Origin of the sequence: Streptomyces sp. CA-111067 (assembly GCF_050956065.1) — a bacterium.
GTDB lineage: Bacteria > Actinomycetota > Actinomycetes > Streptomycetales > Streptomycetaceae > Actinacidiphila.
Map to the genome: position 1 here is coordinate 2,226,105 of NZ_CP192103.1, position 19,334 is coordinate 2,245,438.

Annotated in this window: 19 protein-coding genes; 11 read left to right on the forward strand and 8 right to left on the reverse strand. The window is 72.8% G+C overall.

Annotated elements, in window-relative coordinates:
- Positions 1-105 precede the first annotated feature (105 nt).
- Positions 106-378 carry a small hydrophobic protein gene (locus tag ACQPW6_RS09680; RefSeq protein WP_433889153.1) on the reverse strand — a complete coding sequence of 91 codons (273 nt, stop codon included), beginning with the start codon at positions 376-378 and terminating at the stop codon, positions 106-108.
- Positions 379-635: 257 nt separating this feature from the next.
- Here ACQPW6_RS09680 and ACQPW6_RS09685 point away from each other — a divergent pair, with 257 nt between their 5' ends.
- Genes ACQPW6_RS09685 through ACQPW6_RS09695 form a run of 3 tightly spaced genes read left to right on the forward strand, consistent with a single transcriptional unit; the run spans position 636 to position 2,977 of the window.
- Positions 636-1,811, forward strand: a complete 1,176-nt coding sequence (locus ACQPW6_RS09685; protein ID WP_433889154.1) for an alpha/beta hydrolase — start codon at positions 636-638, stop codon at positions 1,809-1,811.
- A 35-nt stretch (positions 1,812-1,846) separates the two neighbouring features.
- Complete coding sequence (locus tag ACQPW6_RS09690) at positions 1,847-2,194, forward strand: MmcQ/YjbR family DNA-binding protein (RefSeq protein WP_433889155.1); 348 nt, start codon at positions 1,847-1,849, stop codon at positions 2,192-2,194.
- Positions 2,195-2,233: 39 nt separating this feature from the next.
- The gene (locus ACQPW6_RS09695; RefSeq protein WP_433889156.1) at positions 2,234-2,977 is read left to right on the forward strand and encodes a DUF4429 domain-containing protein; all 744 of its coding nucleotides are present in this window, start codon (positions 2,234-2,236) and stop codon (positions 2,975-2,977) included.
- A 30-nt stretch (positions 2,978-3,007) separates the two neighbouring features.
- On the opposite strand, the gene ACQPW6_RS09700 is transcribed toward ACQPW6_RS09695, so the two are convergent.
- Complete coding sequence (locus tag ACQPW6_RS09700) at positions 3,008-4,036, reverse strand: aldo/keto reductase (RefSeq protein WP_433889157.1); 1,029 nt, start codon at positions 4,034-4,036, stop codon at positions 3,008-3,010.
- Positions 4,036-4,503 carry a MerR family transcriptional regulator gene (locus ACQPW6_RS09705; protein ID WP_433889158.1) on the reverse strand — a complete coding sequence of 156 codons (468 nt, stop codon included), beginning with the start codon at positions 4,501-4,503 and terminating at the stop codon, positions 4,036-4,038. Before ACQPW6_RS09705 ends, ACQPW6_RS09700 begins: the two co-directional genes overlap by 1 nt.
- A gap of 128 nt (positions 4,504-4,631) precedes the next feature.
- On the opposite strand from ACQPW6_RS09705, the gene ACQPW6_RS09710 reads away from it, so the two are divergent.
- Positions 4,632-5,444 (forward strand): serine hydrolase domain-containing protein, encoded by an 813-nt coding sequence (locus ACQPW6_RS09710; RefSeq protein WP_433889159.1) that lies wholly within the window; start codon positions 4,632-4,634, stop codon positions 5,442-5,444.
- Positions 5,445-5,455: 11 nt separating this feature from the next.
- Here ACQPW6_RS09710 and ACQPW6_RS09715 read toward each other — a convergent pair whose 3' ends face one another.
- The gene (locus ACQPW6_RS09715) at positions 5,456-6,154 is read right to left on the reverse strand and encodes a pirin family protein (RefSeq protein WP_433889160.1); all 699 of its coding nucleotides are present in this window, start codon (positions 6,152-6,154) and stop codon (positions 5,456-5,458) included.
- Between the two features lie 1,194 nt (positions 6,155-7,348).
- Between ACQPW6_RS09715 and ACQPW6_RS09720 the strand changes: the two genes are divergently transcribed.
- From ACQPW6_RS09720 to ACQPW6_RS09740, 5 genes are all read left to right on the forward strand, one after another.
- A complete protein-coding gene (locus ACQPW6_RS09720) occupies positions 7,349-8,515 on the forward strand; it encodes a PucR family transcriptional regulator (protein WP_433889161.1) in 1,167 nt (388 codons plus the stop codon).
- 90 nt (positions 8,516-8,605) lie between these two features.
- The gene (locus ACQPW6_RS09725; RefSeq protein ID WP_433889162.1) at positions 8,606-9,565 is read left to right on the forward strand and encodes an ACP S-malonyltransferase; all 960 of its coding nucleotides are present in this window, start codon (positions 8,606-8,608) and stop codon (positions 9,563-9,565) included.
- A gap of 13 nt (positions 9,566-9,578) precedes the next feature.
- On the forward strand, positions 9,579-10,589 hold the full coding sequence (locus tag ACQPW6_RS09730; RefSeq protein WP_433889163.1) for a ketoacyl-ACP synthase III: 1,011 nt from the start codon (positions 9,579-9,581) through the stop codon (positions 10,587-10,589).
- A 73-nt stretch (positions 10,590-10,662) separates the two neighbouring features.
- On the forward strand, positions 10,663-10,908 hold the full coding sequence (locus tag ACQPW6_RS09735) for an acyl carrier protein (RefSeq protein WP_433889164.1): 246 nt from the start codon (positions 10,663-10,665) through the stop codon (positions 10,906-10,908).
- Between the two features lie 108 nt (positions 10,909-11,016).
- Complete coding sequence (locus tag ACQPW6_RS09740; RefSeq protein WP_433889165.1) at positions 11,017-12,285, forward strand: beta-ketoacyl-[acyl-carrier-protein] synthase family protein; 1,269 nt, start codon at positions 11,017-11,019, stop codon at positions 12,283-12,285.
- A gap of 61 nt (positions 12,286-12,346) precedes the next feature.
- Here the strand turns inward: ACQPW6_RS09740 and ACQPW6_RS09745 are convergent, their stop codons facing one another.
- The gene (locus ACQPW6_RS09745) at positions 12,347-13,234 is read right to left on the reverse strand and encodes an NAD(P)-dependent oxidoreductase (RefSeq protein WP_433889166.1); all 888 of its coding nucleotides are present in this window, start codon (positions 13,232-13,234) and stop codon (positions 12,347-12,349) included.
- 33 nt (positions 13,235-13,267) lie between these two features.
- Complete coding sequence (locus ACQPW6_RS09750) at positions 13,268-13,762, reverse strand: DUF3145 domain-containing protein (protein ID WP_433889167.1); 495 nt, start codon at positions 13,760-13,762, stop codon at positions 13,268-13,270.
- A gap of 259 nt (positions 13,763-14,021) precedes the next feature.
- Here ACQPW6_RS09750 and ACQPW6_RS09755 point away from each other — a divergent pair, with 259 nt between their 5' ends.
- On the forward strand, positions 14,022-14,963 hold the full coding sequence (locus tag ACQPW6_RS09755) for an SGNH/GDSL hydrolase family protein (RefSeq protein ID WP_433889168.1): 942 nt from the start codon (positions 14,022-14,024) through the stop codon (positions 14,961-14,963).
- Between the two features lie 28 nt (positions 14,964-14,991).
- Here ACQPW6_RS09755 and ACQPW6_RS09760 read toward each other — a convergent pair whose 3' ends face one another.
- Complete coding sequence (locus ACQPW6_RS09760; protein ID WP_433889169.1) at positions 14,992-15,807, reverse strand: EI24 domain-containing protein; 816 nt, start codon at positions 15,805-15,807, stop codon at positions 14,992-14,994.
- A gap of 134 nt (positions 15,808-15,941) precedes the next feature.
- Here ACQPW6_RS09760 and ACQPW6_RS09765 point away from each other — a divergent pair, with 134 nt between their 5' ends.
- Positions 15,942-16,703 carry a DUF899 family protein gene (locus ACQPW6_RS09765; protein WP_433889170.1) on the forward strand — a complete coding sequence of 254 codons (762 nt, stop codon included), beginning with the start codon at positions 15,942-15,944 and terminating at the stop codon, positions 16,701-16,703.
- Here ACQPW6_RS09765 and ACQPW6_RS09770 read toward each other — a convergent pair.
- Complete coding sequence (locus ACQPW6_RS09770) at positions 16,700-19,252, reverse strand: beta-glucosidase family protein (RefSeq protein ID WP_433889171.1); 2,553 nt, start codon at positions 19,250-19,252, stop codon at positions 16,700-16,702. The two genes, ACQPW6_RS09765 and ACQPW6_RS09770, sit on opposite strands and share 4 nt — an antisense overlap.
- Positions 19,253-19,334 lie beyond the last annotated feature (82 nt).

Sequence of the window (19,334 nt, forward strand, 5' to 3'; positions counted from 1 at the left end):
GCGTCAGACAGCGAAGCAGCGGGGCCCTTGACGGGGGCTCCGCTGCTTTTCTCGTGTTCGCTGCTTTTCTGGTGTTCGGGGGGCTGGTCGCTGCCCGGGCCGGCGCTACTGGGCCAGGTAGAGCAGGGCGATCACGAGGTCCAGCGCGCCCAGGATGGTCGCGATCAGCCCGAGCACCGGCTTGCGGCCCCGCCAGGTGCGGCCCATCACCAGCCAGCCGCACACCAGGGCGACCGGGCCGAGCACGATGCCCAGTACGAAGAAACCGGCGACCGCACAGATCACGCCGACCAGGCCCAGCGTTGACACGCTGCCGCCGGCCGTGGTGTCGCCGGCACCGCGGAAGCCGCCGCGGCTCGCGTACGTCCGTCGAGTCATCTTCTTCCCTCCTCGGGAGTCTCATGGGTCGGTTGCCCCGGACCGCGGCTGTCATGCCGTGGTCGCGGAGCGTCGCCGACCGCGCCGCCGACCGCCGGGTCGGCTGAGCAGCGCCCGGCAGGCCCTAGGGTGGGCCCGTGGAGCCGCCGGTCACCGAGGGCGGCTTCCCCCGTGACCGGGCCGCACCGCGTGATCCCGGACCTGACACCGGAACTGAATCCGCGAGGCTTCCGCGAGTGACCCTTCTCGACGCGCGCATGAACCCCACATCCGTCCGCGCACTGCTGTCGCTGGTGGTGGTCTTCGTCATGCTGGCCACCACCGGCTGGACGGCCCTCCGGCCCGGCGGCGGCTCGGATCCGCGGTCGGTGGCGGTGTCGGCGTGGAAGCGCGGCACGATCGGGGTCCGCAAGCTGCCCGCCCTGGACAGCGCGCCCGGCACCATCGCGCGGTTCTTCGCCTCGCTGACCGGAGCGCAGCGGCGGCGGCTCGCCGACCGCTACGCGCTGGTGGTCGGCAACCTCAACGGCGCCCCGATCGCGCTGCGCTACCGGGCCAACGCGCACGCGCTGCGGGCCGCCCGCGCCGCCGCCCGGGCCCGCGCGCACAGCGACACGATGACGGCGGCCGGCCGCAGGGACGCCGCCCGGCGGGCCGCCCGCTACACCTCGCTGCTCGGCGGCCACCGGCAGATCCTGGCCTTCGACCCGACCGGCAACGGGCTGGCGGCCGAGGTCTTCGGCGACCTGGCAGGCGCCAAGCGGGTCGCGGTGGTGGTGCCGGGCGTGGACACCAACGTGCTCACGTTCGAACGCACCGACAGGTCGTACGCGGCCCCGGTCGGCATGGCCGAGGCGCTGCACGACGAGGAGCTGGCCGTCGCACCCCGCTCCCGTACGGCGGTCATCGCCTGGGCCGACTACACCACGCCCACCGGCGTCGGCCTGGACGCTTCCACCGCGGCGCTGGCCGAGCGCGGCGCGACCCGCCTCGAAGGGCTGCTGTCGGCGCTGCCGCAGCGGCACGACGTGGCGCTCTTCTGCCACTCGTACGGGTCGGTGCTGTGCGGGGTGGCCGCGCCCGACCTGGTCGAGGGCCAGGTCTCGGACATCACCGTGTTCGGCAGCCCCGGCATGCGGGCCCGCGACGTCGGCCAGCTGCACACCGGCGCGCACATCTGGGCGGCGCGTGACAGCGGCGACTGGATCAGCGACGTGCCGCACCTGGAGTTCGCCGGCCTCGGCCACGGGGCCGACCCGGTCTCGGCCTCGTTCGGCGCGCGGGTGATCAGCGCGGCGGGCGCGCAGGGGCATCCGGGGTACTTCGCGCCCGACACCGCGAGCCTGGCCAACTTCACCGAGATCGCGCTCGGGGACTACGCGCAGGTCGCCTGCGACGGGGTCGCGTCGTCCTGCACGGCGGGGCTGGCCTGAGCGGGCTGTCGGACCCCCGGCCTAGGGTGGTTCCCATGGCGACATTCGAGGAGTTCGCGGCCCTGGCGCTCGCGCTGCCCGGGGCCTACGAGGAGATCACCTGGGGCACCCGGCACACCTTCCGGGTGCGCGGGAAGATCTTCGCCATGGGCGCGCCCGAGGACGAGCACGTGGCGGTGAAGGCCGCCAAGGAGGACCAGGCCGAGCTGCTGGCGGCCGACCCGGAGACGTTCTCCTTCGCGCCCTACGTCGGCCGGTTCGGCTGGGTGCAGATAGCCCTGCCGAAGATCGGCGCCGCCGAGCTGGGCGAACTGGTCACCGACGGCTGGCGGCGTACGGCAGCGCGCGCCGAGGTGCGCGCATTTGACGCGCGTAGCGCCTGACAGGGGACGCGGCAGCGGCTCGGCCATAAGCTGCTACATATGGGCGACGTGCTGGCCGGAAACAATGCCGTATGGGAGTTCGAGTCCGACGCGCTCGTGATCCGGTACAACCGGAGCGTGCGCGGCTCGCGACTGCTCCAGGCACTCGGCGAGCGGCGCGTCCCGCACACCGCCCTGTCCGGCGTCGAACTCACCGAGGGGCGGCGCGGCACCGCCGTGCTGCGCGCGGTGCCGCGGGCCGGGGCCGATCCGCTGATCGAGGCGGCCGGCGGGCAGTTGAAGGAGACCGCCGACCCTTACCGGCTGGTGCTGCCGGAGCAGTCCCGCGCGCTCGCCGAGTCCTGCCGCGACCAGTTGGCCGCCGCCGTCGCCGTCGACGGCGGGCCGTCCGACGAGCCGCCGGGCCGCTTCCTGGTGGCCGCACCCGACGTGCCGCGGGCGTTCAAGGCGTACGACGGCAAGGCGTTCTTCGACGGCCGGACGGTCGGCTTCCGCTGGTTCTGGACCGGCGCGTCCTCGGCGAAGTGGAAGGCCGGCGACCAGAGCTTTCCGGTGGACGAGCTGACCGGCGTCGACTGGCGCTCCCCCGAGCGGCTGCACGGCCATCTGCGGCTGCTGCGCCGCGATTCCGACCAGCCGGGCGGCCCGCCGGCACCGCCCGGCGAGCCCGACCAGGACCCGGCGGCCGTGGTCTTCGGCCTCGGCTACGGCCCGGTGCACGAGTCGCTGCCGTTCGCCGCGGCGGTGCTGGCCGCGATCCGGGCGGTCCGCGTCAAACCGTGAACCGCCTGAACCGCCCCCTTCGATCGCGCGCTACTCGCGCCCGGCCGAGGTGTTCTTCATGTCGGTGTGCCGGTCGCCGGCGACCTGTGCTGCGATCGTTTCGAGCCACTCCAGCTCGAGGTCGTCCAGGGTGATCCGGGTGGCCGCGGTGTTCTCCAGCACCCGGGAGGACTTGCGGGTGCCGGGGATCGGCACCACCGGCAGCCCGTGGACGTCGGCCCGCTGCTGCACCCAGGCCAGCGCGATCTGCCCCAGCGTGGCGTCGTGCGCCTTGGCCGCCTTGCGGACCGGGTCGAGCAGCAGGGCGTTGTGCCGGGCGTTCTCGCCGGAGTAGCGCGGCTGGCTGTAGCGGAAGTCGCCCGGCGTCAGCTCGGTCACCGCGTCCTGGAACGAGCCGGTCAGGAAGCCCCGGCCGAGCGGCGAGTACGGCACGAACGCCACCCCGAGGTCGGCCGCCGCGCCCACCACGGACCGCTCCACGTCCCGGCTGAACAGCGACCACTCCGACTGGACCGCGGTGATCGGATGCACCGCGTGCGCCTCGCGCAGTTCGGCCGCGGTCACCTCCGACAGCCCCAGGTGGCGCACCTTGCCCTGCTCGACCAGCTCGGCCATCGCGCCGACCGACTCGCTCAGCGGCACCGCGGGGTCGCGGCGGTGCATGTAGTAGAGGTCGATGACGTCGGTGCCGAGCCGCCGCAGGCTCGCCTCGACGGCCTGCCTGATGTAGGCGGGGTCGTTGCTGATCGTGCGGTAGGTCGGGTGCTCCCGCTTGCGGACGATCGCGAACTTGGTGGCCAGCGTGATCTCGTCGCGGTGCGCCCGGACGAACGGGGCGAGGAACTCCTCGTTGTCGCCGTGCCCGTACATGTCAGCGGTGTCGAAGAGCGTCACGCCGGCGCCGAGCGCGGTCTCCAGCGTCTCGCGCGCGGCGGGCTCGTCGGTCTCGCCGTAGAACTCGCTGATCCCCATGCAGCCGAAGCCCTGGACACCGACCAGCGGCCCGTCCTTGCCGAGCCGCTCCCGCGGGATGGGGGTACCGGTCGTCGCCTCGGTCATCAGGAGCCTGTCCTCTCGGGCGCCGCGTGGGCGCACGCATACGTGGAGATCTTGTGGTCGAGCACGGTGAGGGTGTCCCGCAGCTCGTCGATCCGTTGCAGCACGTCCAGCCGGGTGGCCTCGAGCAGCGCCTGCCGCTCGCCGAACGTGGCGTCGCCGGCCCGCACCATCTCGGCGTACGCGACCATGTCGGCGACCGGCATCCCGGTCAGCCGCAGCTTGCCGACGAAGGCGAGCCAGTCCAGATCGCGGTTGGTGAACCGGCGCTGCCCGGTGTGCGAGCGGTCCACATGCGGCATCAGCCCGATCCGCTCGTACCAGCGGAGGGTGTGCGCGCTGAGGCCGGTGTGCTCGGCCACCTCGCTGATCGTGTACTGATCCTGCCCGTCGGGCCGCAGATGCCCTTCGTCGTCGGCGCAGCTCGTCGTATTACCTGGTTTGCTCTTCGCCACCTGCACGACCGTCATGCCTTCTACGCTAATTCCTTAGAGCCCACTCCAAGCAAGCGGCTTGCTTTTGAAATGGGTGCCGGACGGGGCCGGAGGGGGCCCGGGGCGGCGAGGCGAGCCCCGCCCCCGGCGTTACGCTCAGGCGTATGGAGAGCTTGCGGCTGATCGACGAGTGGCCCGTACCGACGGCAGCGGCGGCGGTGATCCGCCAGGACGGCACGGTGGCCGGCACCCACGGCCCCGCCGACCACCCCTTCCCCCTCGCGTCAGTCACCAAGCCCCTGACCGCCTACGCCCTCCTGATCGCCTACGAAGAAGGCGCCTTCGAACTCGACGACCCGGCAGGCCCCGAAGGCTCCACCATCCGCCACCTGCTGGCCCACGCCTCCGGCCTCGCCTTCGACGAGCACCGCGTGATGGCCGCCCCCGGCACCCGCCGCCTGTACTCCAACGCCGGATTCGAGGTGCTCGGCGAGCACCTGGCGAAGGCGGCGGGCATACCGTTCGCCGACTACCTGCGGCAGGCCGTCCTCGAACCGCTCGGCATGACCGGCACGTCGCTGACCGGTTCCCCGGCGGCGGGCGCTGTGTCCACGGTGGCGGACCTGACCCGTTTCGCCGCCGAGCTCCAGGCACCGCAGCTGCTGCACCCGTCCACGGTGGCGACGGCCACGTCCGTCGTCTTCCCCGGCCTGAAGGGCGTGCTGCCCGGCTACGGCCACCAGAACCCCAACGACTGGGGCCTCGGCTTCGAGATCCGCGCGGCGAAGTCCCCGCACTGGACGGGGGCGCGGTCGTCGCCGGCGACGTTCGGCCACTTCGGCCAGTCCGGCACGTTCCTGTGGGTGGACCCGGTGGCGGGAGCGGCCGGCGTGGCCCTGACGGACCGGGCCTTCGGGGAGTGGGCGCTGCCGCTGTGGCCCCGGTTCACCGACGCGGTGCTCGCGGAGCTGGCGTAGGCGCGTCGCTCTCAGCCGTACGCGGGTACGGCGTGCATCTCCCACACGAGGTATTCGGCGGCCCCGTCGGTCTCGGCCGTGACGCCGCCGGCCTCGTCGCTGATCCGGGCGGCGTCGCCCGGGCCGAGGCGCACGCTGTTCAGCCGGACGGTGCCGTGGACGACGTGCACGTAGAGGTAGGGGGCGGCGGGCAGTTCCGTACGGTCCGCCTGCGGCGGGCGGCCGACGTACAGGGTCGCCTCGGGCTGGCGGAACGGGGAGGCGAGGCGGCGCAGACCGGTGCTCACCGGGGCGGGCTCGTCGGTGGCCTCGTACCGCGGCTCGCCGCCGAAGGTGGCCGGGTGCAGCCACATCTGCAGGAACCGGAGCGGTTCGCTCTCGCTGTCGTTGCGCTCGACGTGGCGGACGCCGGAACCGGCGGTGAGCCTTTGCAGGCGGCCGGGGCCGAGGGTGTGGGTGCCTCCGGAGGCGTCCTGGTGGGTGAGGTGCCCTTCGATCACCCAGGTGACGATCTCCACGTCGCGATGCGCGTGCGCCTCGAAGCCGGCGCGCGGGTCAAGCCGCTCCTCATTGCACGCGGTGAGCACCCCGAAGCTCAGGTTCTCGACGTCATAATCCCCCCCGAACGAAAACGCCCGCCACGTCTCAACCCCGGGCCCGCCCCCGCTTTTCCGCGCTCCACTCCGCTGCACGCCGATCACCCGGTCCACGCTACCCACCCGCCTGGGCGGCGGAGGCGACAGCTCGCGGGTGGGTGGGGAGGTGGTGGCTCGCGGGTGGGTGGGGGAGGCGGTGGATGTACCCCGGTGGGTGGAGCCGTTTCGTTTCCGGCGCGGCGCCGTCGCCTCCGGTTTCGCCCCGGTGGGCGGCGCTGTCCCGTTTCCGGGCTTCGCCCGTGCCCCGGCCGCCGGGTGGGTGGGGGAGGCGGTGGTCGGCCTCCGGTGAGCGGTGCGGTTGCGTTTCCGGCTCGGCGCCGTCGCCTCCGGTTTCGCCCCGGTGGGCGGTGCGGTTTCGTTTTCCGGCCGGGCGCCGTGGCCTACCGGTGTTTCCCACCCGCCCACCCGTGCAGGTGCGTCCTTAGGTGCGGGTTTTCTGGTGGGTGGGGTCGGGGCCGGCCCGGGGCACCTCCTCGGGCTGATCACGGAACCGGGGTAGATCGTGAAGCCCCATGTCGTTCACAGCCCTGCGGGGGCACCCCGGACCGTCCCCTCCCAGGCCGGACGGCGGCTTTGAGGCCGCGAGGAGTGATCGGTGGGGGTGGGCGTTCGTTGTCGGGTGGAGGTCACTGATGGGGTATTGCGCCCCCTGCCCGTCCCCCGCTGGGGCTGGTTGGCGGCTCACGGTCGCAGAGAGGTGGTCGGTGGGCGGTGGGGGTCGTTGTCGGGTGCGGGTTACTGATGGAGCATCGGCCGAATGGCGGTTTGCGGGGTGTTCGGGGAAATGGGGGCGACGGGCCGTCGGTGGCGTTCAGGTGACTACGAACAGCCACCCCCACCGATCACCCCCCGCGGCCTCAAAGCCGCCGACGGACCCGGGAGGGGACGGGCCGGGGTGCCCCCGCAGGATTTCCGACAAACCGGGGTGCAGACACAGACGAAACCCGCACGGAGGGAATCCGAGGAGGTGCCCCGGACCGGCACCGACCCCACCCACCAGAAGACCCGCACCCAAGGACGCACCTGCACGGGTGGGGCGGTGGGAAAAACCGGCAGGCACGGCGCCCAGCCGTGGAAACGAACCGCACCACCCACCGGGCGCGGACCCCCGCCTCCCCCACCCGGTGGCAACCGGGAGCCGAGCTCCCGGCTCCCCCACCCTGGCCGGGACCGGCGGAGCCGTAAGGTGGCAGGGTGGTCGAACCCTCGCAATCATCTCGTGACGACGCCGCCGGCGCAGGCAGCCGTATGGACCCGGGCGCCCGCGCAGCGACCCTGCGCAGGCTGGAGAAGTCCGCCGGGCGGCTCGCCGCGAACGCCATCGCGCGGATGGACGAGCAGCTGCCGTGGTACCGGGCCATGCCCCCGGAGAACCGGTCGTGGATCGGCCTCGTCGCCCAGGCCGGCATCGCCGCGTTCACCGAGTGGTTCCGGCACCCGGAGACCCCGCAGGCGATCAGCACCGACGTGTTCGGCACCGCGCCCCGCGAGCTGACCCGGGCGATCTCGCTGCGCCAGACCGTCGAGATGGTGCGGACCACCATCGAGGTGATGGAGGCCGCGATCGACGACGTCGCCGCCCCCGGCGACGAGGGCGTGCTGCGGGAAGCCCTGCTGGTGTACGCGCGGGAGATCGCGTTCGCCACCGCGCAGGTGTACGCGCAGGCCGCCGAGGCCCGCGGCGCGTGGGACGCGCGGCTGGAGTCGCTGGTGGTCAACGCCGTGCTGTCGGGCGAGGCCGACGAGGGCGTGCTGTCCAGGGCCGCCGCGCTCGGCTGGAACTCGCCGGACAAGATCGTGGTGCTGCTCGGCACCGCGCCGAACGGGGACAGCGAGCTGACCGTCGAGGCGATCAGGCGCGCCTCCCGGCACGCGAAGCTCCAGGTGCTGACCGGCGTGTTCGGCGAGCGCCTGGTGGTGATCGCCGGGAATGACGACGACCCGATCCGGGTGGCGAAGGCGCTGATCGGACCGTTCGCGTCCGGTCCCGTGGTGGCGGGCCCGGTGGTCGGCGATCTGCTGTCGGCGACCCGTTCCGCGCAGGCCGCCGCGGCCGGACTGAGGGCGTGCGCGGCCTGGCCGGACGCGCCGCGGCCGGTGCTGTCGGACGATCTTCTGCCGGAGCGCGCGATGGCCGGAGATCGTTACGCACGCGAGCAGTTGGTGGAGGAGATCTACAGGCCGCTGGAGGAAGCGGGCTCGGCGCTGCTGGAGACGCTGAGTGTCTACCTGGAGCAGGCGTCGTCACTCGAAGGTGCGGCCCGCATGCTGTTCGTCCACCCCAATACCGTACGCTACCGGCTCCGACGTGTGACCGACGTCACCGGTTGGTCACCCTCTGATGTGCGCTCGGCGTTCACCCTGCGCATCGCGCTCATCCTGGGGCGTCTCTCCGGATCGGAGCGCTCGGCGTAGCCCTTTTGTTGGACACTCACAAATCGCCTGACAGTTCTTGGTCCCTGTCCCCACCGGCGGTGGGACCCGCCGTCGCGAGAGAGTGTGAGGGTGCTCGTACTCGTCGCTCCCGGCCAAGGCGCTCAGTCGCCCGGCTTCCTGGCTCCCTGGCTCGAACTTCCCGGTGCCGCCGACCGTCTCGCGGGACTGTCCGGTGCGGCCGGACTCGATCTTGCCCACTTCGGCACGAAGGCGGACGCGGACGAGATCCGCGACACCAAGGTGGCGCAGCCGCTGCTGGTGGCCGCCGGCCTGCTGTCCGCCGCAGAACTGACCGGCACGCCCGACACCGGCGCGTCCGAGATCAACGCTGCCGCCGTCGCCGGCCACAGCGTCGGCGAGATCACCGCCGCCGTCTGGGCCGGGGTGCTCTCCGAGCCGGACGCGATGGCGTTCGTCGCGGCCCGCGGCCAGGCGATGGCCGACGCCGCCGCCGTGACCGAGACCGGCATGTCCGCGGTGCTCGGCGGCGACCCGGACGAGGTGGTGGCCCATCTGGCCGCACTCGGCCTGACCGCGGCCAACATCAACGGCGCCGGCCAGATCGTCGCGGCCGGCACCGTCGCGCAGCTGGCGGCCCTGGCCGAGGACAAGCCCGCCAAGGCCCGGGTGATCCCGCTGAAGGTGGCCGGCGCGTTCCACACCGCGCACATGGCCCCGGCGGTGGCCACCCTGGAGGAGCGGGCGGCCGCACTGGCCGTCCGTGACCCGAAACTGCCGTATGTCTCCAATGCGGACGGGCAGACGGTGAGTGACGGCAGCAGTGTCGTCCGCCGGCTGGTCGCCCAGGTGTCGAACCCGGTCCGCTGGGATCTTTGCATGGAGACCTTCAAGGATCGCGGTGTCACCGCCATCATCGAGGTGTCCCCCGGCGGCACACTGGTAGGACTGGCCAAGCGCGCGCTGCCCGGGGTGCGGACCCTCGCGCTGAAGACCCCTGACGACCTGGACGCGGCCCGCGCCCTGATCGCCGAGCACGGGGATCCTGCCGTAGCAGCCGCAGCCGAATAGGAGCCGTGCAGAGATGACAGCGAAGATCAGCCCGAGCAAGGGCGCCCCGTACGCGCGCATCCTCGGGGTCGGCGGCTACCGTCCGACCCGGGTGGTGCCCAACGAGGTGATCCTTGAGCACATCGATTCCAGCGACGAGTGGATCAGGTCCCGGTCCGGCATCGCCAGCCGGCACTGGGCCGGCCCGGACGAGACCGTGGCCGAGATGTCCCTCGCGGCCGGCGGCAAGGCCGTCGCGGACGCCGGGATCAGCCCCTCGGACATCGACGCGGTGATCGTCGCGACCGTCTCGCACTTCAAGCAGACCCCCGCCATCGCCACCGACATCGCGCACCGGATCGGCGCGGGCAAGCCGGCCGCGTTCGACATCTCGGCGGGCTGCGCGGGCTTCACCTACGGCCTCACGCTCGCCAAGAGCATGATCACCGACGGCACCGCGGGGCATGTCCTGGTGATCGGCGTGGAGCGGCTGAGCGACCTGACGGACAAGGAGGACCGCGCGACGGCCTTCCTGTTCGGCGACGGCGCCGGCGCGGTCATCGTCGGACCGTCCGAGGTGCCCGCCATAGGTCCCACGGTGTGGGGCTCGGAGGGCGACAAGTCCGAGACGATCAAGCAGACCGTCTCGTGGGAGGTGTACCGCGACACGCCCGCGGGGGAGGTCAGGTTCCCGTCGATCACGCAGGAGGGCCAGGCGGTCTTCCGGTGGGCGGTGTTCGAGATGGCGAAGGTGGCCCAGGAGGCGCTGGACGCCGCCGGGATCACCGTCGAGGATCTGGACGCGTTCATTCCGCACCAGGCCAACATGCGCATCATCGACTCGATGATCAAGGCGCTGAAGCTGCCCGAGCACGTCGCGGTGGCCCGTGACGTGGAGACCACCGGCAACACCTCGGCCGCCTCGATCCCGCTCGCGATGGAACGGCTGCTCGCCACCGGAGAGGCCAGGAGCGGGGACACCGCGCTGGTCATCGGCTTCGGGGCGGGTCTGGTCTACGCGGCAACTGTGGTTACTCTCCCCTAGGCACCACCCCTCTTCGCGGCGCCGCAGTCCCGCACGCCGCACGACAGCAACACATCAAGGAGCGCCGTAAAAAATGGCCACCAAGGAAGAGATCGTCGCCGGTCTCGCCGACATCGTGAACGAGATCGCCGGTATCCCCACTGAGGACGTCCAGCTGGACAAGTCCTTCACCGACGACCTGGACGTCGACTCTCTGTCCATGGTCGAGGTCGTCGTGGCGGCCGAGGAGCAGTTCAGCGTGAAGATCCCGGACGACGACGTGAAGAACCTCAAGACGGTCGGCGACGCGGTCGACTACATCGTGAAGGCCCAGGGCTGACCCAGCCCCCGGCCGGACCGATCCTCAAGGATCACCCCGGATCCGATCCGGATCCCCCCGGGACGACGCGCCTGTCGCCCGCCCTTCTAGACGTGGAGAGACATTCCTGTGAGTCCGACCAATCGCACCGTGGTCGTCACCGGTATCGGAGCAACCACACCACTGGGTGGCGACAGCGCGTCAACCTGGGAGGCGCTGCTCGCCGGCCGTTCCGGCGTGCGGACCCTCGAGCAGGACTGGGCGGCCGACCTGCCGGTAAGGATCGCCGCGCAGATCGCCGTGGAGCCCGGTGAGGTGCTGCCGCGCCCGCTGGCCCGCAAGCTGGACCGCAGCGCGCAGTTCGCGCTGATCGCGGCCCGCGAGGCGTGGGCCGACGCCGGTTTCACCGCCAAGGCGGGCGACGACCCGGCGATCGACCCCGACCGGCTCGGCGCGGTCGTCGCCTCCGGCATCGGCGGCGTCACCACGCTGCTCGGGCAGTACGACGTGCTCAAGGAGCAGGGCGTCCGCAAGGTCTCCCCGCACACCGTTCCGATGCTGATGCCCAACAGCCCGTCGGCGAACGTCGGCATCGACGTCAACGCGCGGGCCGGTACGCACACCCCGGTCAGCGCCTGCGCCTCGGGCGCGGAGGCCATCGGCTACGGGATCGAGATGATCCGCACCGGCCGGGCCGACGTGGTGATCGCCGGCGGCACCGAGGCGGCCATCCACCCGCTGCCCATCGTCGCCTTCGGCAACATGATGGCGATGTCCAAGAACAACGAGGACCCGCAGGGCGCCTCCCGCCCCTACGACTCGGCGCGCAACGGCTTCGTGCTCGGTGAGGGCGCGGGCGTGATCGTCCTGGAGTCGGCCGAGCACGCCGCCGCGCGCGGCGCGAAGGTCTACTGCGAGGCGGTCGGCCAGGGCATCTCGTCCGACGCGCACCACATCACCCAGCCGGAGCCGACCGGGCGGGGCATCGCCGCGGCGCTGACCCACCTGATGGAGGGCTCCGACCTCAAGCCGGCCGAGATCGTGCACGTCAACGCGCACGCCACCTCGACCCCGCAGGGCGACATCGCGGAGATCAAGGCGCTGCGCGCGGTGTTCGGCGACGACGTGGACCACATGGCGGTGTCCGCCACCAAGTCGATGACCGGCCACCTGCTGGGCGGCGCCGGCGGCATCGAGACGGTGATGACGGCGCTGGCGCTGCACCACCGGGTCGCCCCGCCGACGATCAACCTGACCGACCAGGACCCGGAGGCCGACGCGGACATCGTCGGCGACAAGCCCCGCCCGCTGCCCGAGGGCACGATCGCGGCGCTGAACAACTCCTTCGGCTTCGGCGGCCACAACGTGGTGCTCGCCTTCCGGAGCACCGGAGTCTGATCGCCTTTCCAGCCAGCGGTAGGAGGGGCCCGACGTCGCCGTCGGGCCCCTCCTTCGTGCTCTAGGCGTCCGCGGGGTCGCTGAAGCCGGCGAAGTAGTTCGCGGCCATGTCCTGTTCCCCGTGGCCGAGGGCGGAGGCGCGGGCCAGGCGTTCGGCGCCGGCCGCCGCCACGTCCAGCCGCAGGCCCGCGCCCTCGCCGGCCGCCACGACCAGCCGGGCGTCCTTCAGGGCGGCGTCCACGGTGAAGCTGGCCGCGTAGTCGGCGTCGCGGATGGCCTGCGCCTTGAGGTGCAGATACGGCAGGTCGAGCGCGCCGCCTTCGAGCGCCGCGAAGACCTGGTCGGGATCGACGGCCAGGCCCTTGGCGAGCGCCATCACCTCGCCGGTGGCGTTGGTGACCGCCAGCACCCAGCTGTTGACCACCAGCTTGAGCGCGCTGGCCGGCCCGCCGACGCCGTCCTCGCCCACCCAGACGGTACGGCGGCCGACCGCGTCGAACACCCGGTCCGCGACGGGCCTGGCGGCGGTGGGCCCGGCGGCCAGGACGATCAACTGCCCGGACTCGGCGGGCTGCTTGGTGCCGACCACGGGCGCGTCCAGGAAGAGCAGGCCGTGCCGGGCGGCGAAGGCGGCCAGCTCGCCCTGGGCCTGCGGGCCCACGGTGCTGCACTGGGCCCACACCGCGCCTTCCCGCAGCGCGGGCGCGACGGCGTTCATCACATCGAGGACGGCGGGCCCGTCGAGCAGCATGGTCAGGACGACGTCGGCGTCCCGTACCGCCTCGGCGGAGTCGGCGACGACGCGGACGCCGTGCTCGGCCAGCGGCTCGGCGCGGGCGATCGTACGGTTCCAGGCGCGGACGTCGTGGCCGGCGGCGGCGAGGTTGCGGGCCATTCCGGCACCCATGATGCCGGTGCCGAGGACTGCGACGGTGAGAGTTTCGGACATGCCGTCAGGTTAGGCCGGGACGCGGCTGGGTGGTCACACCACCTGGTGCAGCCAGCGCACCGGCGCGCCCTCGCCGGCGTAGCGGAACGGCTCCAGCTCGTCGTCCCACGGCTTGCCCAGCAGCCGGGACAGCTCGCCCTCCAGGTCGGCCTCGCCCTTGCGGGCCCGCAGCATCGCCGCGCGCAGCCGGTCCTCGGGGATCAGGATGTCGCCGTGCATGCCGATCACCGCGTGGAAGATGCCCAGTTCCGGCGTGGCGCTGTAGCGCTCGCCCTCGGCGGTGGCGCACGGCTCCGCGGTCACCTCGAAGCGCAGCTTCTGCCAGCCGCGCAGCGCGGAGGCGAGCTTGGAGGCGGTGCCGACTTCGCCCTGCCAGGAGAACTCCGCTCTCCAGGTGCCGGGCGCGGCCGGCTGCCTGATCCAGTCCAGGCTCACGCGCACGCCTAGGACGCCCGCGACCGCCCACTCGACATGCGGGCAGAGCGCGCGCGGCGCGGCGTGCACGTACAGAACACCACGTGTCGTCACCGGTACCTCCAGTGTGGGACGAGGTTCGCCTTCCCCAGCGGCCTCAACACCCGAACTGGCTCCTCCCGGGGCAACATCCGACATTCTGCACTACTCATAACAAACGGAACAACAACTGACGATCAGCTCCTGGCTGGTTTCTGCCTCCTCTCAGTTCAACCACGTGTCAGGGAAAAAGCTACCGTGCGGCGTCATAGAGGGAGTGACGTACCGTCGGGCTCGTACCAGATGTCACCCACTCGTCGGAGGGAACCGCCGAATGCGACCGCTGTGGCGACCACTGCTGCGACGCACCCTGGCACTGGCCGCGGGGGCCGCTCTCCTGGGCGGATGCACCGCCGGCGCGACCCCGTCGCTCGGCGGGGCGCACTCCTCGGGCAGCTCCGCGAGTGCCCCGCCGGGGTCCTCCCCCGCACACACCTCGCATTCCGCGCCCAAGCCCCCGCCGGACCCGTGGAACCCCCGTCCGCCCTCGGTCGCCGCGCTCGGCGACTCCATCACCCGGGGCTTCGACGCCTGCAAGCCGCTCTCGGACTGCCCCGAGGTGTCCTGGGCGACCGGCACCCGTACGAAGGTCGACAGCGTCACGCAGCGGCTCACCGCGACCGGCCACAGCTGGAACCTGGCGGTCTCCGGCGCGCTGGTCTCCGACCTGCCGGACCAGGCGCGGGCCGCCGCCGTCCACAAACCGGCCCTGGTCACCGTGCTGATCGGCGCGAACGACGCCTGCACCACCGACGTGGACTCCATGACCTCCACGGCGGACTTCCGCACCGACTTCGCCGACACCCTGTCGTATCTGCACCGCACCCTGCCGCACACCCAGATCCTGGTCTCCAGCATCCCCGACCTGCGCCGGCTGTGGTCGGTGGGCCGCAAGAACCCGCTGGGCAAGCAGATATGGAAGCTCGGCCTGTGCCCGTCGATGCTGGCCGACGCGGACTCGCAGAGCGCCGCCGCCAACTCCCGGCGCACGGCGGTGCGCGACCGGGTGATGGCGTACAACTCGGCGATGGGGCAGGTCTGCGGGCAGTACACGCTGTGCCGTTACGACGGCGGGGCGGTCTTCGACTACCGCTTCGATTCGGACGATCTCTCCACGTGGGACTGGTTTCACCCGAACGAGAGCGGTGAGGCCGCGCTCGCGAGGATACTCTCCGAGGTGGTGAGGCGGCCGACGCCGGTGGCGGATCGCAGCTGAGCGGCCGCCGCGGGCCGCTGAGGGGGTGTCACCAGCCGGTGTGGGGGCCGGGCGGGGCCTCGCGGGGGGCGTTCTCGGGCGATGCGTCGGCGCCCTCGGTCGTGTCCTCGGGCGGCAGGAGTTCCTTGACGAGCAGGGTGGCGCCGGCCACCGCGCCCGGCATCAGGAAGACCGCCACGAACGGCACCAGGAACGCGACCACCAGCGGCACGCCGAACCCCAGCACCAGCGGCAGCCGGCCGCGCATCAGCGCGATCCTGGTGCGCATCGGCACCTCGCGGCGTTGCAGCGCCACCGCGGCCAGTTCCAGCGCCAGGAAGAACCCCGACACGCAGAACCCGGCCACCGGCACCACGGTCTGCCCGAACACCGGCACGAAGCCGAGGACGAACAGCACGATCCCGAAGGCGGCGACGCGGAGCAGGACGCGGATGCTGTCCCGGGTGGACTCGACGATCTCGCGCCACAGCGAGCGCTCGGCCGGTTCCGGGCCGCCGGACTCGGCGCGGTCGACGCGCTCGGCGATCGTCTCGTAGAACGGCTGGCCGACCAGCAGGGTCACCGCGGTGAACGAGATCACCGCGAGGAGGAGGCCGCCGCCGAACAGGGTGACCGTGAGCAGGCCCCGGAAGGCGTCCTGCCACGCGTGCGACCAGTGGTCGGCGAACGGGGTCGCCCACGCGACGAGGTCGTCCGCCCAGATGGCGAGGGCGGTGAGGGCGGCGGCGTAGCCGAGGAGGGTGAGGAGGGCGGGGATCAGGCCCAGGCGGGTCTCCCGGGGGTGCCGGACGGCCCAGCGCTGGCCTTCGACGAGGAGGCGTATGCCTTTGGCTAGATCGCGCATGAGGGGGATCCTAGGGGCACTTCTCCGCTTCCGGCGGCCGAGCGATGAGTTCTCGGGCCGGCGGGAGTCTGCCCTCATGACCGGACCATGCGCGGCGCCGTGGGGCGCCGCCCGGTGAGAGCTCGGAGGACATCATGGCGAACACCTCGAACGGCAAGCCGCCGGTCGTGGACATCGAGACCTGGCAGGCCGAGCGGGACGAGCTGCTGGTGCGGGAGAAAGCGCATACGCACGAAGGGGACGCGATCGCCGCGGCGCGGCGGCGGCTGCCGATGGTGGAGTTCGACGGGACGGTCGAGGTGGTCGGGCCGGACGGTCCCGTGCCGTTCATCGACCTGTTCCAGGGCCGCGAGGAGCTGCTGACCTACCGGCACATGTGGTGGGACGGGGCACCGCACCAGGGGCAGTGCGAGGGGTGTACCAACGCGGCCTGGCATCTGAAGGACACCGAGTACCTCAACGCGTGCGGGGTGTCGTTCGCCGTCGTGACCGGCGGGGCGTGGGACGAGGTGGAGCCCTTCGTCGCGTTCATGGGCTACACCCAGCCCTGGTACTCGGTGCGCGGCGTGGAGGGGCCGGCCGGCTCGACGATGGGCCACCTCACCAGCTACCTGCGGGACGGCGACCGGGTGTTCATGACGTACTCCACGACCGGCCGCGGCAACGAGGCGTTCAGCGGCACGTTCGCCCTGCTGGACATGACGCCCTACGGGCGGCGCGAGGCGTGGCAGGACGTCCCCGAGGGCTGGCCCGAGGGAAACCACGCCTGCTGGTACTGGCGCACCGACGCCGAAGGCAACCCCACCTGGGGCCCGGCCGGCCGCCCCGCCCCCCAGTGGACCCGCCCCACCGCCACCCCCGAGACGACCCTCGGCCGCAACGGCGAGATGAACTAGCCCGCGGCGACCGTGAGTGGCGCACCCAGCGGGAGGGAGGCGGCCGGGCCTCCGGTGTGGAGGGTGTAGGTGCCCGGGATCGTGTGCCACTCGCCCGCGCCGTTCGGGTACGGGTTCCAGACCTGGAACGTGCGGGGGCTCAGTGGCAGCGTGACCTGGACCGACGTGCCGGGGGCGGCCTCCACCGAGGCGAAGGCGGCGAGCCACCGGGGCGGTCGGGCCACACCGTCGTCGGGGGGTGACACGTAGAGCTGGACGACCTCCCGGCCGGGGCGGGGGCCGGTGTTGCGCAGACGGACGACTGCCGACGTCGCGGTCGCGGACAGCTCCTCGTACTCCCACTGGGTGTAGCCGAGTCCGTGGCCGAAGGGGTAGGCCGGGCCGGCCGAGCACCGGTCCCAGCCGCGGTAGCCGACGAACAGGCCCTCGTCGTAGGCGAGGACCCCGTCGGCCGAAGGCGAGACAGCGCTGACCGGCGCGTCGGACAGGACCGCCGGCCATGTCGTCGGCAGCCGGCCGCCCGGCTCCGCGCGGCCGAGCAGGACGTCCGCGAGCGCCGCGCCGCCCTCCTGGCCGGGGAACCACGCGAGGAGCACCGCCGCGACCTCGTCCCGCCACGGAAGCTCCACCGGCGCACCGGAGTTGACCACGACCACGGTCCGCGGGTTGGCCGCGGCGACCCGGGTCACGAGGTCGTCCTGGCGGCCGGGCAGCCGCAGGTCGGTGCGGTCGAAGCCCTCGGACTCGACCCGGTCCGTGGTCCCGACGACCACGATCGCGGTGTCCGCCGTGCGGGCCGCCTCGACCGCCTCTGCGATCAACTCCTCCGGGTCCCGCTCGGGTTCACCGTGCAGCAGGGCGAAGGAGACGGCCTGGATGGGGAGTTGGAGTTCCTTGGGCACGGTGTGCACGAGGGAGACCTCGACCGGTTCGCCGGCGGCCAGCCGTACCGTGCCGTGCTCGGACGGCAGTCCGAAGAACGCCTCGAAGGGGTCGGCCTTCTCGTCGGGGGGCGAGAACCGGCCGGCGCCGTCGAACAGGACCCGGCCGGCGACGGTGAGCCGCAGACCGCCGACCCCGCGCGTGCCGAAGCGGTGTTCGCCGCCGACCCGCGGTACGAACGTGCCGTGCGTCTCGACGGTGTGCAGCTCGTCGAAGCCGACCCCGTCGGGCAGGTCGCCGAGCCACTGGAGCTGCCCGCCGGGCAGGCGTTCGCCGCCGAGTTCGCGGCCGGCCGCGTCCCGGGCGGTGGCCCGCAGGGCGAATCCGGCCCCGGCGGCGCCCAGTTCCTCGCCGGGGTCGGCGCCGAGCGCGTACCGCAGGGTCCCGGCGGGCAGCGCGGCCCGCAGCCCGTCGAGCGGCGAGACCACGTGGTCGGGGAAGACCTGCGCGGAGCCGCCGCCGAGGATCCGGGCGTCCCGCGCGGCGGCGCCGATCAGGGCGACGGTGCCGGGGGCGTCGAGCGGCAGCACCGGGGCCGCGCCCCGCACCTCGTTGCGCAGCAGCACGAAGCTCCGGCGGGCGATCTCCCGGGCCAGCGCCGGGCCGTCCACCGGCGCCGGACGGTCCGCGGCGGCGACGGCCGGCGGCGCGCCGGCCAGCAGCCCGACGCGGGCGGCGAGCCGCAGCACCCGGCGCGCGGCGGCGTCCACCAGGCTCTCGTCCACCTCGCCGGCCCGGACCGCCGCGGCCAGCGCCTCGCCGTAGACGGTCAGCGGGCCCGGCATGGCCAGGTCGAGGCCGCCGCGGATGCCGCCCACGGTGGAGCGGGCGGCCAGCCAGTCGGAGACGAGGACGCCGTCGAAGCCCCATTCGCCGCGCAGCACGCCCTCGTTGAGTGCGGTGTTCTCGGTCATCGTGGTGCCGTTGACGGAGTTGTACGCGGCCATCACGCCCCACGGCCCGGCGTCCTTGACGATCGCCTCGAACGGGGCGAGGTACAGCTCGCGCAGCGGCCGGGGCGCGATCCGGTTGTCGACGGTGAAGCGCTCGGTCTCGGCGTCGTTGGCGGTGAAGTGCTTGACGGTGACGCCGACGCCGCCGTCCTGCACACCGCGTACGTATCCGGTGCCGATCGCGCCGGTGAGCAGCGGGTCCTCGCTGTACGCCTCGAAGTGCCGGCCGCCGAGCGGCGACCTGTGCAGGTTGACGGTGGGCGCGAGCAGGACGTGGACGCCCTTGCGGTGCGCCTCCTGGGCCAGCAGCCGGCCGGCCCTGCGGGCGAGTTCCGGGTCCCAGCTCGCGGCGAGCGCGGTGGGGCTGGGCAGGGCGATGGACGGGTCGTCGGCGGTCCAGCGCCGGCCGCGGACGCCGATCGGGCCGTCGGACATCACCAGCGAGGCCAGGCCGATCGCCGGCAGCGCGGGCAGCGACCACAGGTCCTGGCCGGCCAGCAGCCGGGCCTTGTCGTCCAGGCCGAGGGCGCCGAGCGCCGCCTCGACGGCCTGCTCGCGGGCCGCGTCCCCGTCAGCAGCGTTCCCGGAAGTGGCGTCCCCGTCAGCAGCGTTCCCGTCCGTCGCGTCACCCTCGGTGGCATCGGGCAGCATCATCGGTCCCCGTCCGTCGGCGTTCTCGTCATCCTGGCATCCGCCGCCGGGAACGCGTAAGGACCGCGCTCCTTTGAGCACGGTC

Excerpts from the sequence above, each read along its gene's own strand:
- ACQPW6_RS09680 (WP_433889153.1), bottom strand. The coding sequence starts at position 378 with ATGACTCGACGGACGTACGCGAGCCGCGGCGGCTTCCGCGGTGCCGGC.
- ACQPW6_RS09685 (WP_433889154.1), top strand. The coding sequence starts at position 636 with ATGAACCCCACATCCGTCCGCGCACTGCTGTCGCTGGTGGTGGTCTTC.
- ACQPW6_RS09690 (WP_433889155.1), top strand. The coding sequence starts at position 1,847 with ATGGCGACATTCGAGGAGTTCGCGGCCCTGGCGCTCGCGCTGCCCGGG.
- ACQPW6_RS09695 (WP_433889156.1), top strand. The coding sequence starts at position 2,234 with ATGGGCGACGTGCTGGCCGGAAACAATGCCGTATGGGAGTTCGAGTCC.
- ACQPW6_RS09700 (WP_433889157.1), bottom strand. The coding sequence starts at position 4,036 with ATGACCGAGGCGACGACCGGTACCCCCATCCCGCGGGAGCGGCTCGGC.
- ACQPW6_RS09705 (WP_433889158.1), bottom strand. The coding sequence starts at position 4,503 with ATGACGGTCGTGCAGGTGGCGAAGAGCAAACCAGGTAATACGACGAGC.
- ACQPW6_RS09710 (WP_433889159.1), top strand. The coding sequence starts at position 4,632 with ATGGAGAGCTTGCGGCTGATCGACGAGTGGCCCGTACCGACGGCAGCG.
- ACQPW6_RS09720 (WP_433889161.1), top strand. The coding sequence starts at position 7,349 with ATGGACCCGGGCGCCCGCGCAGCGACCCTGCGCAGGCTGGAGAAGTCC.
- ACQPW6_RS09730 (WP_433889163.1), top strand. The coding sequence starts at position 9,579 with ATGACAGCGAAGATCAGCCCGAGCAAGGGCGCCCCGTACGCGCGCATC.
- ACQPW6_RS09735 (WP_433889164.1), top strand. The coding sequence starts at position 10,663 with ATGGCCACCAAGGAAGAGATCGTCGCCGGTCTCGCCGACATCGTGAAC.
- ACQPW6_RS09745 (WP_433889166.1), bottom strand. The coding sequence starts at position 13,234 with ATGTCCGAAACTCTCACCGTCGCAGTCCTCGGCACCGGCATCATGGGT.
- ACQPW6_RS09755 (WP_433889168.1), top strand. The coding sequence starts at position 14,022 with ATGCGACCGCTGTGGCGACCACTGCTGCGACGCACCCTGGCACTGGCC.
- ACQPW6_RS09760 (WP_433889169.1), bottom strand. The coding sequence starts at position 15,807 with ATGCGCGATCTAGCCAAAGGCATACGCCTCCTCGTCGAAGGCCAGCGC.
- ACQPW6_RS09765 (WP_433889170.1), top strand. The coding sequence starts at position 15,942 with ATGGCGAACACCTCGAACGGCAAGCCGCCGGTCGTGGACATCGAGACC.
- ACQPW6_RS09770 (WP_433889171.1), bottom strand. The coding sequence starts at position 19,252 with ATGATGCTGCCCGATGCCACCGAGGGTGACGCGACGGACGGGAACGCT.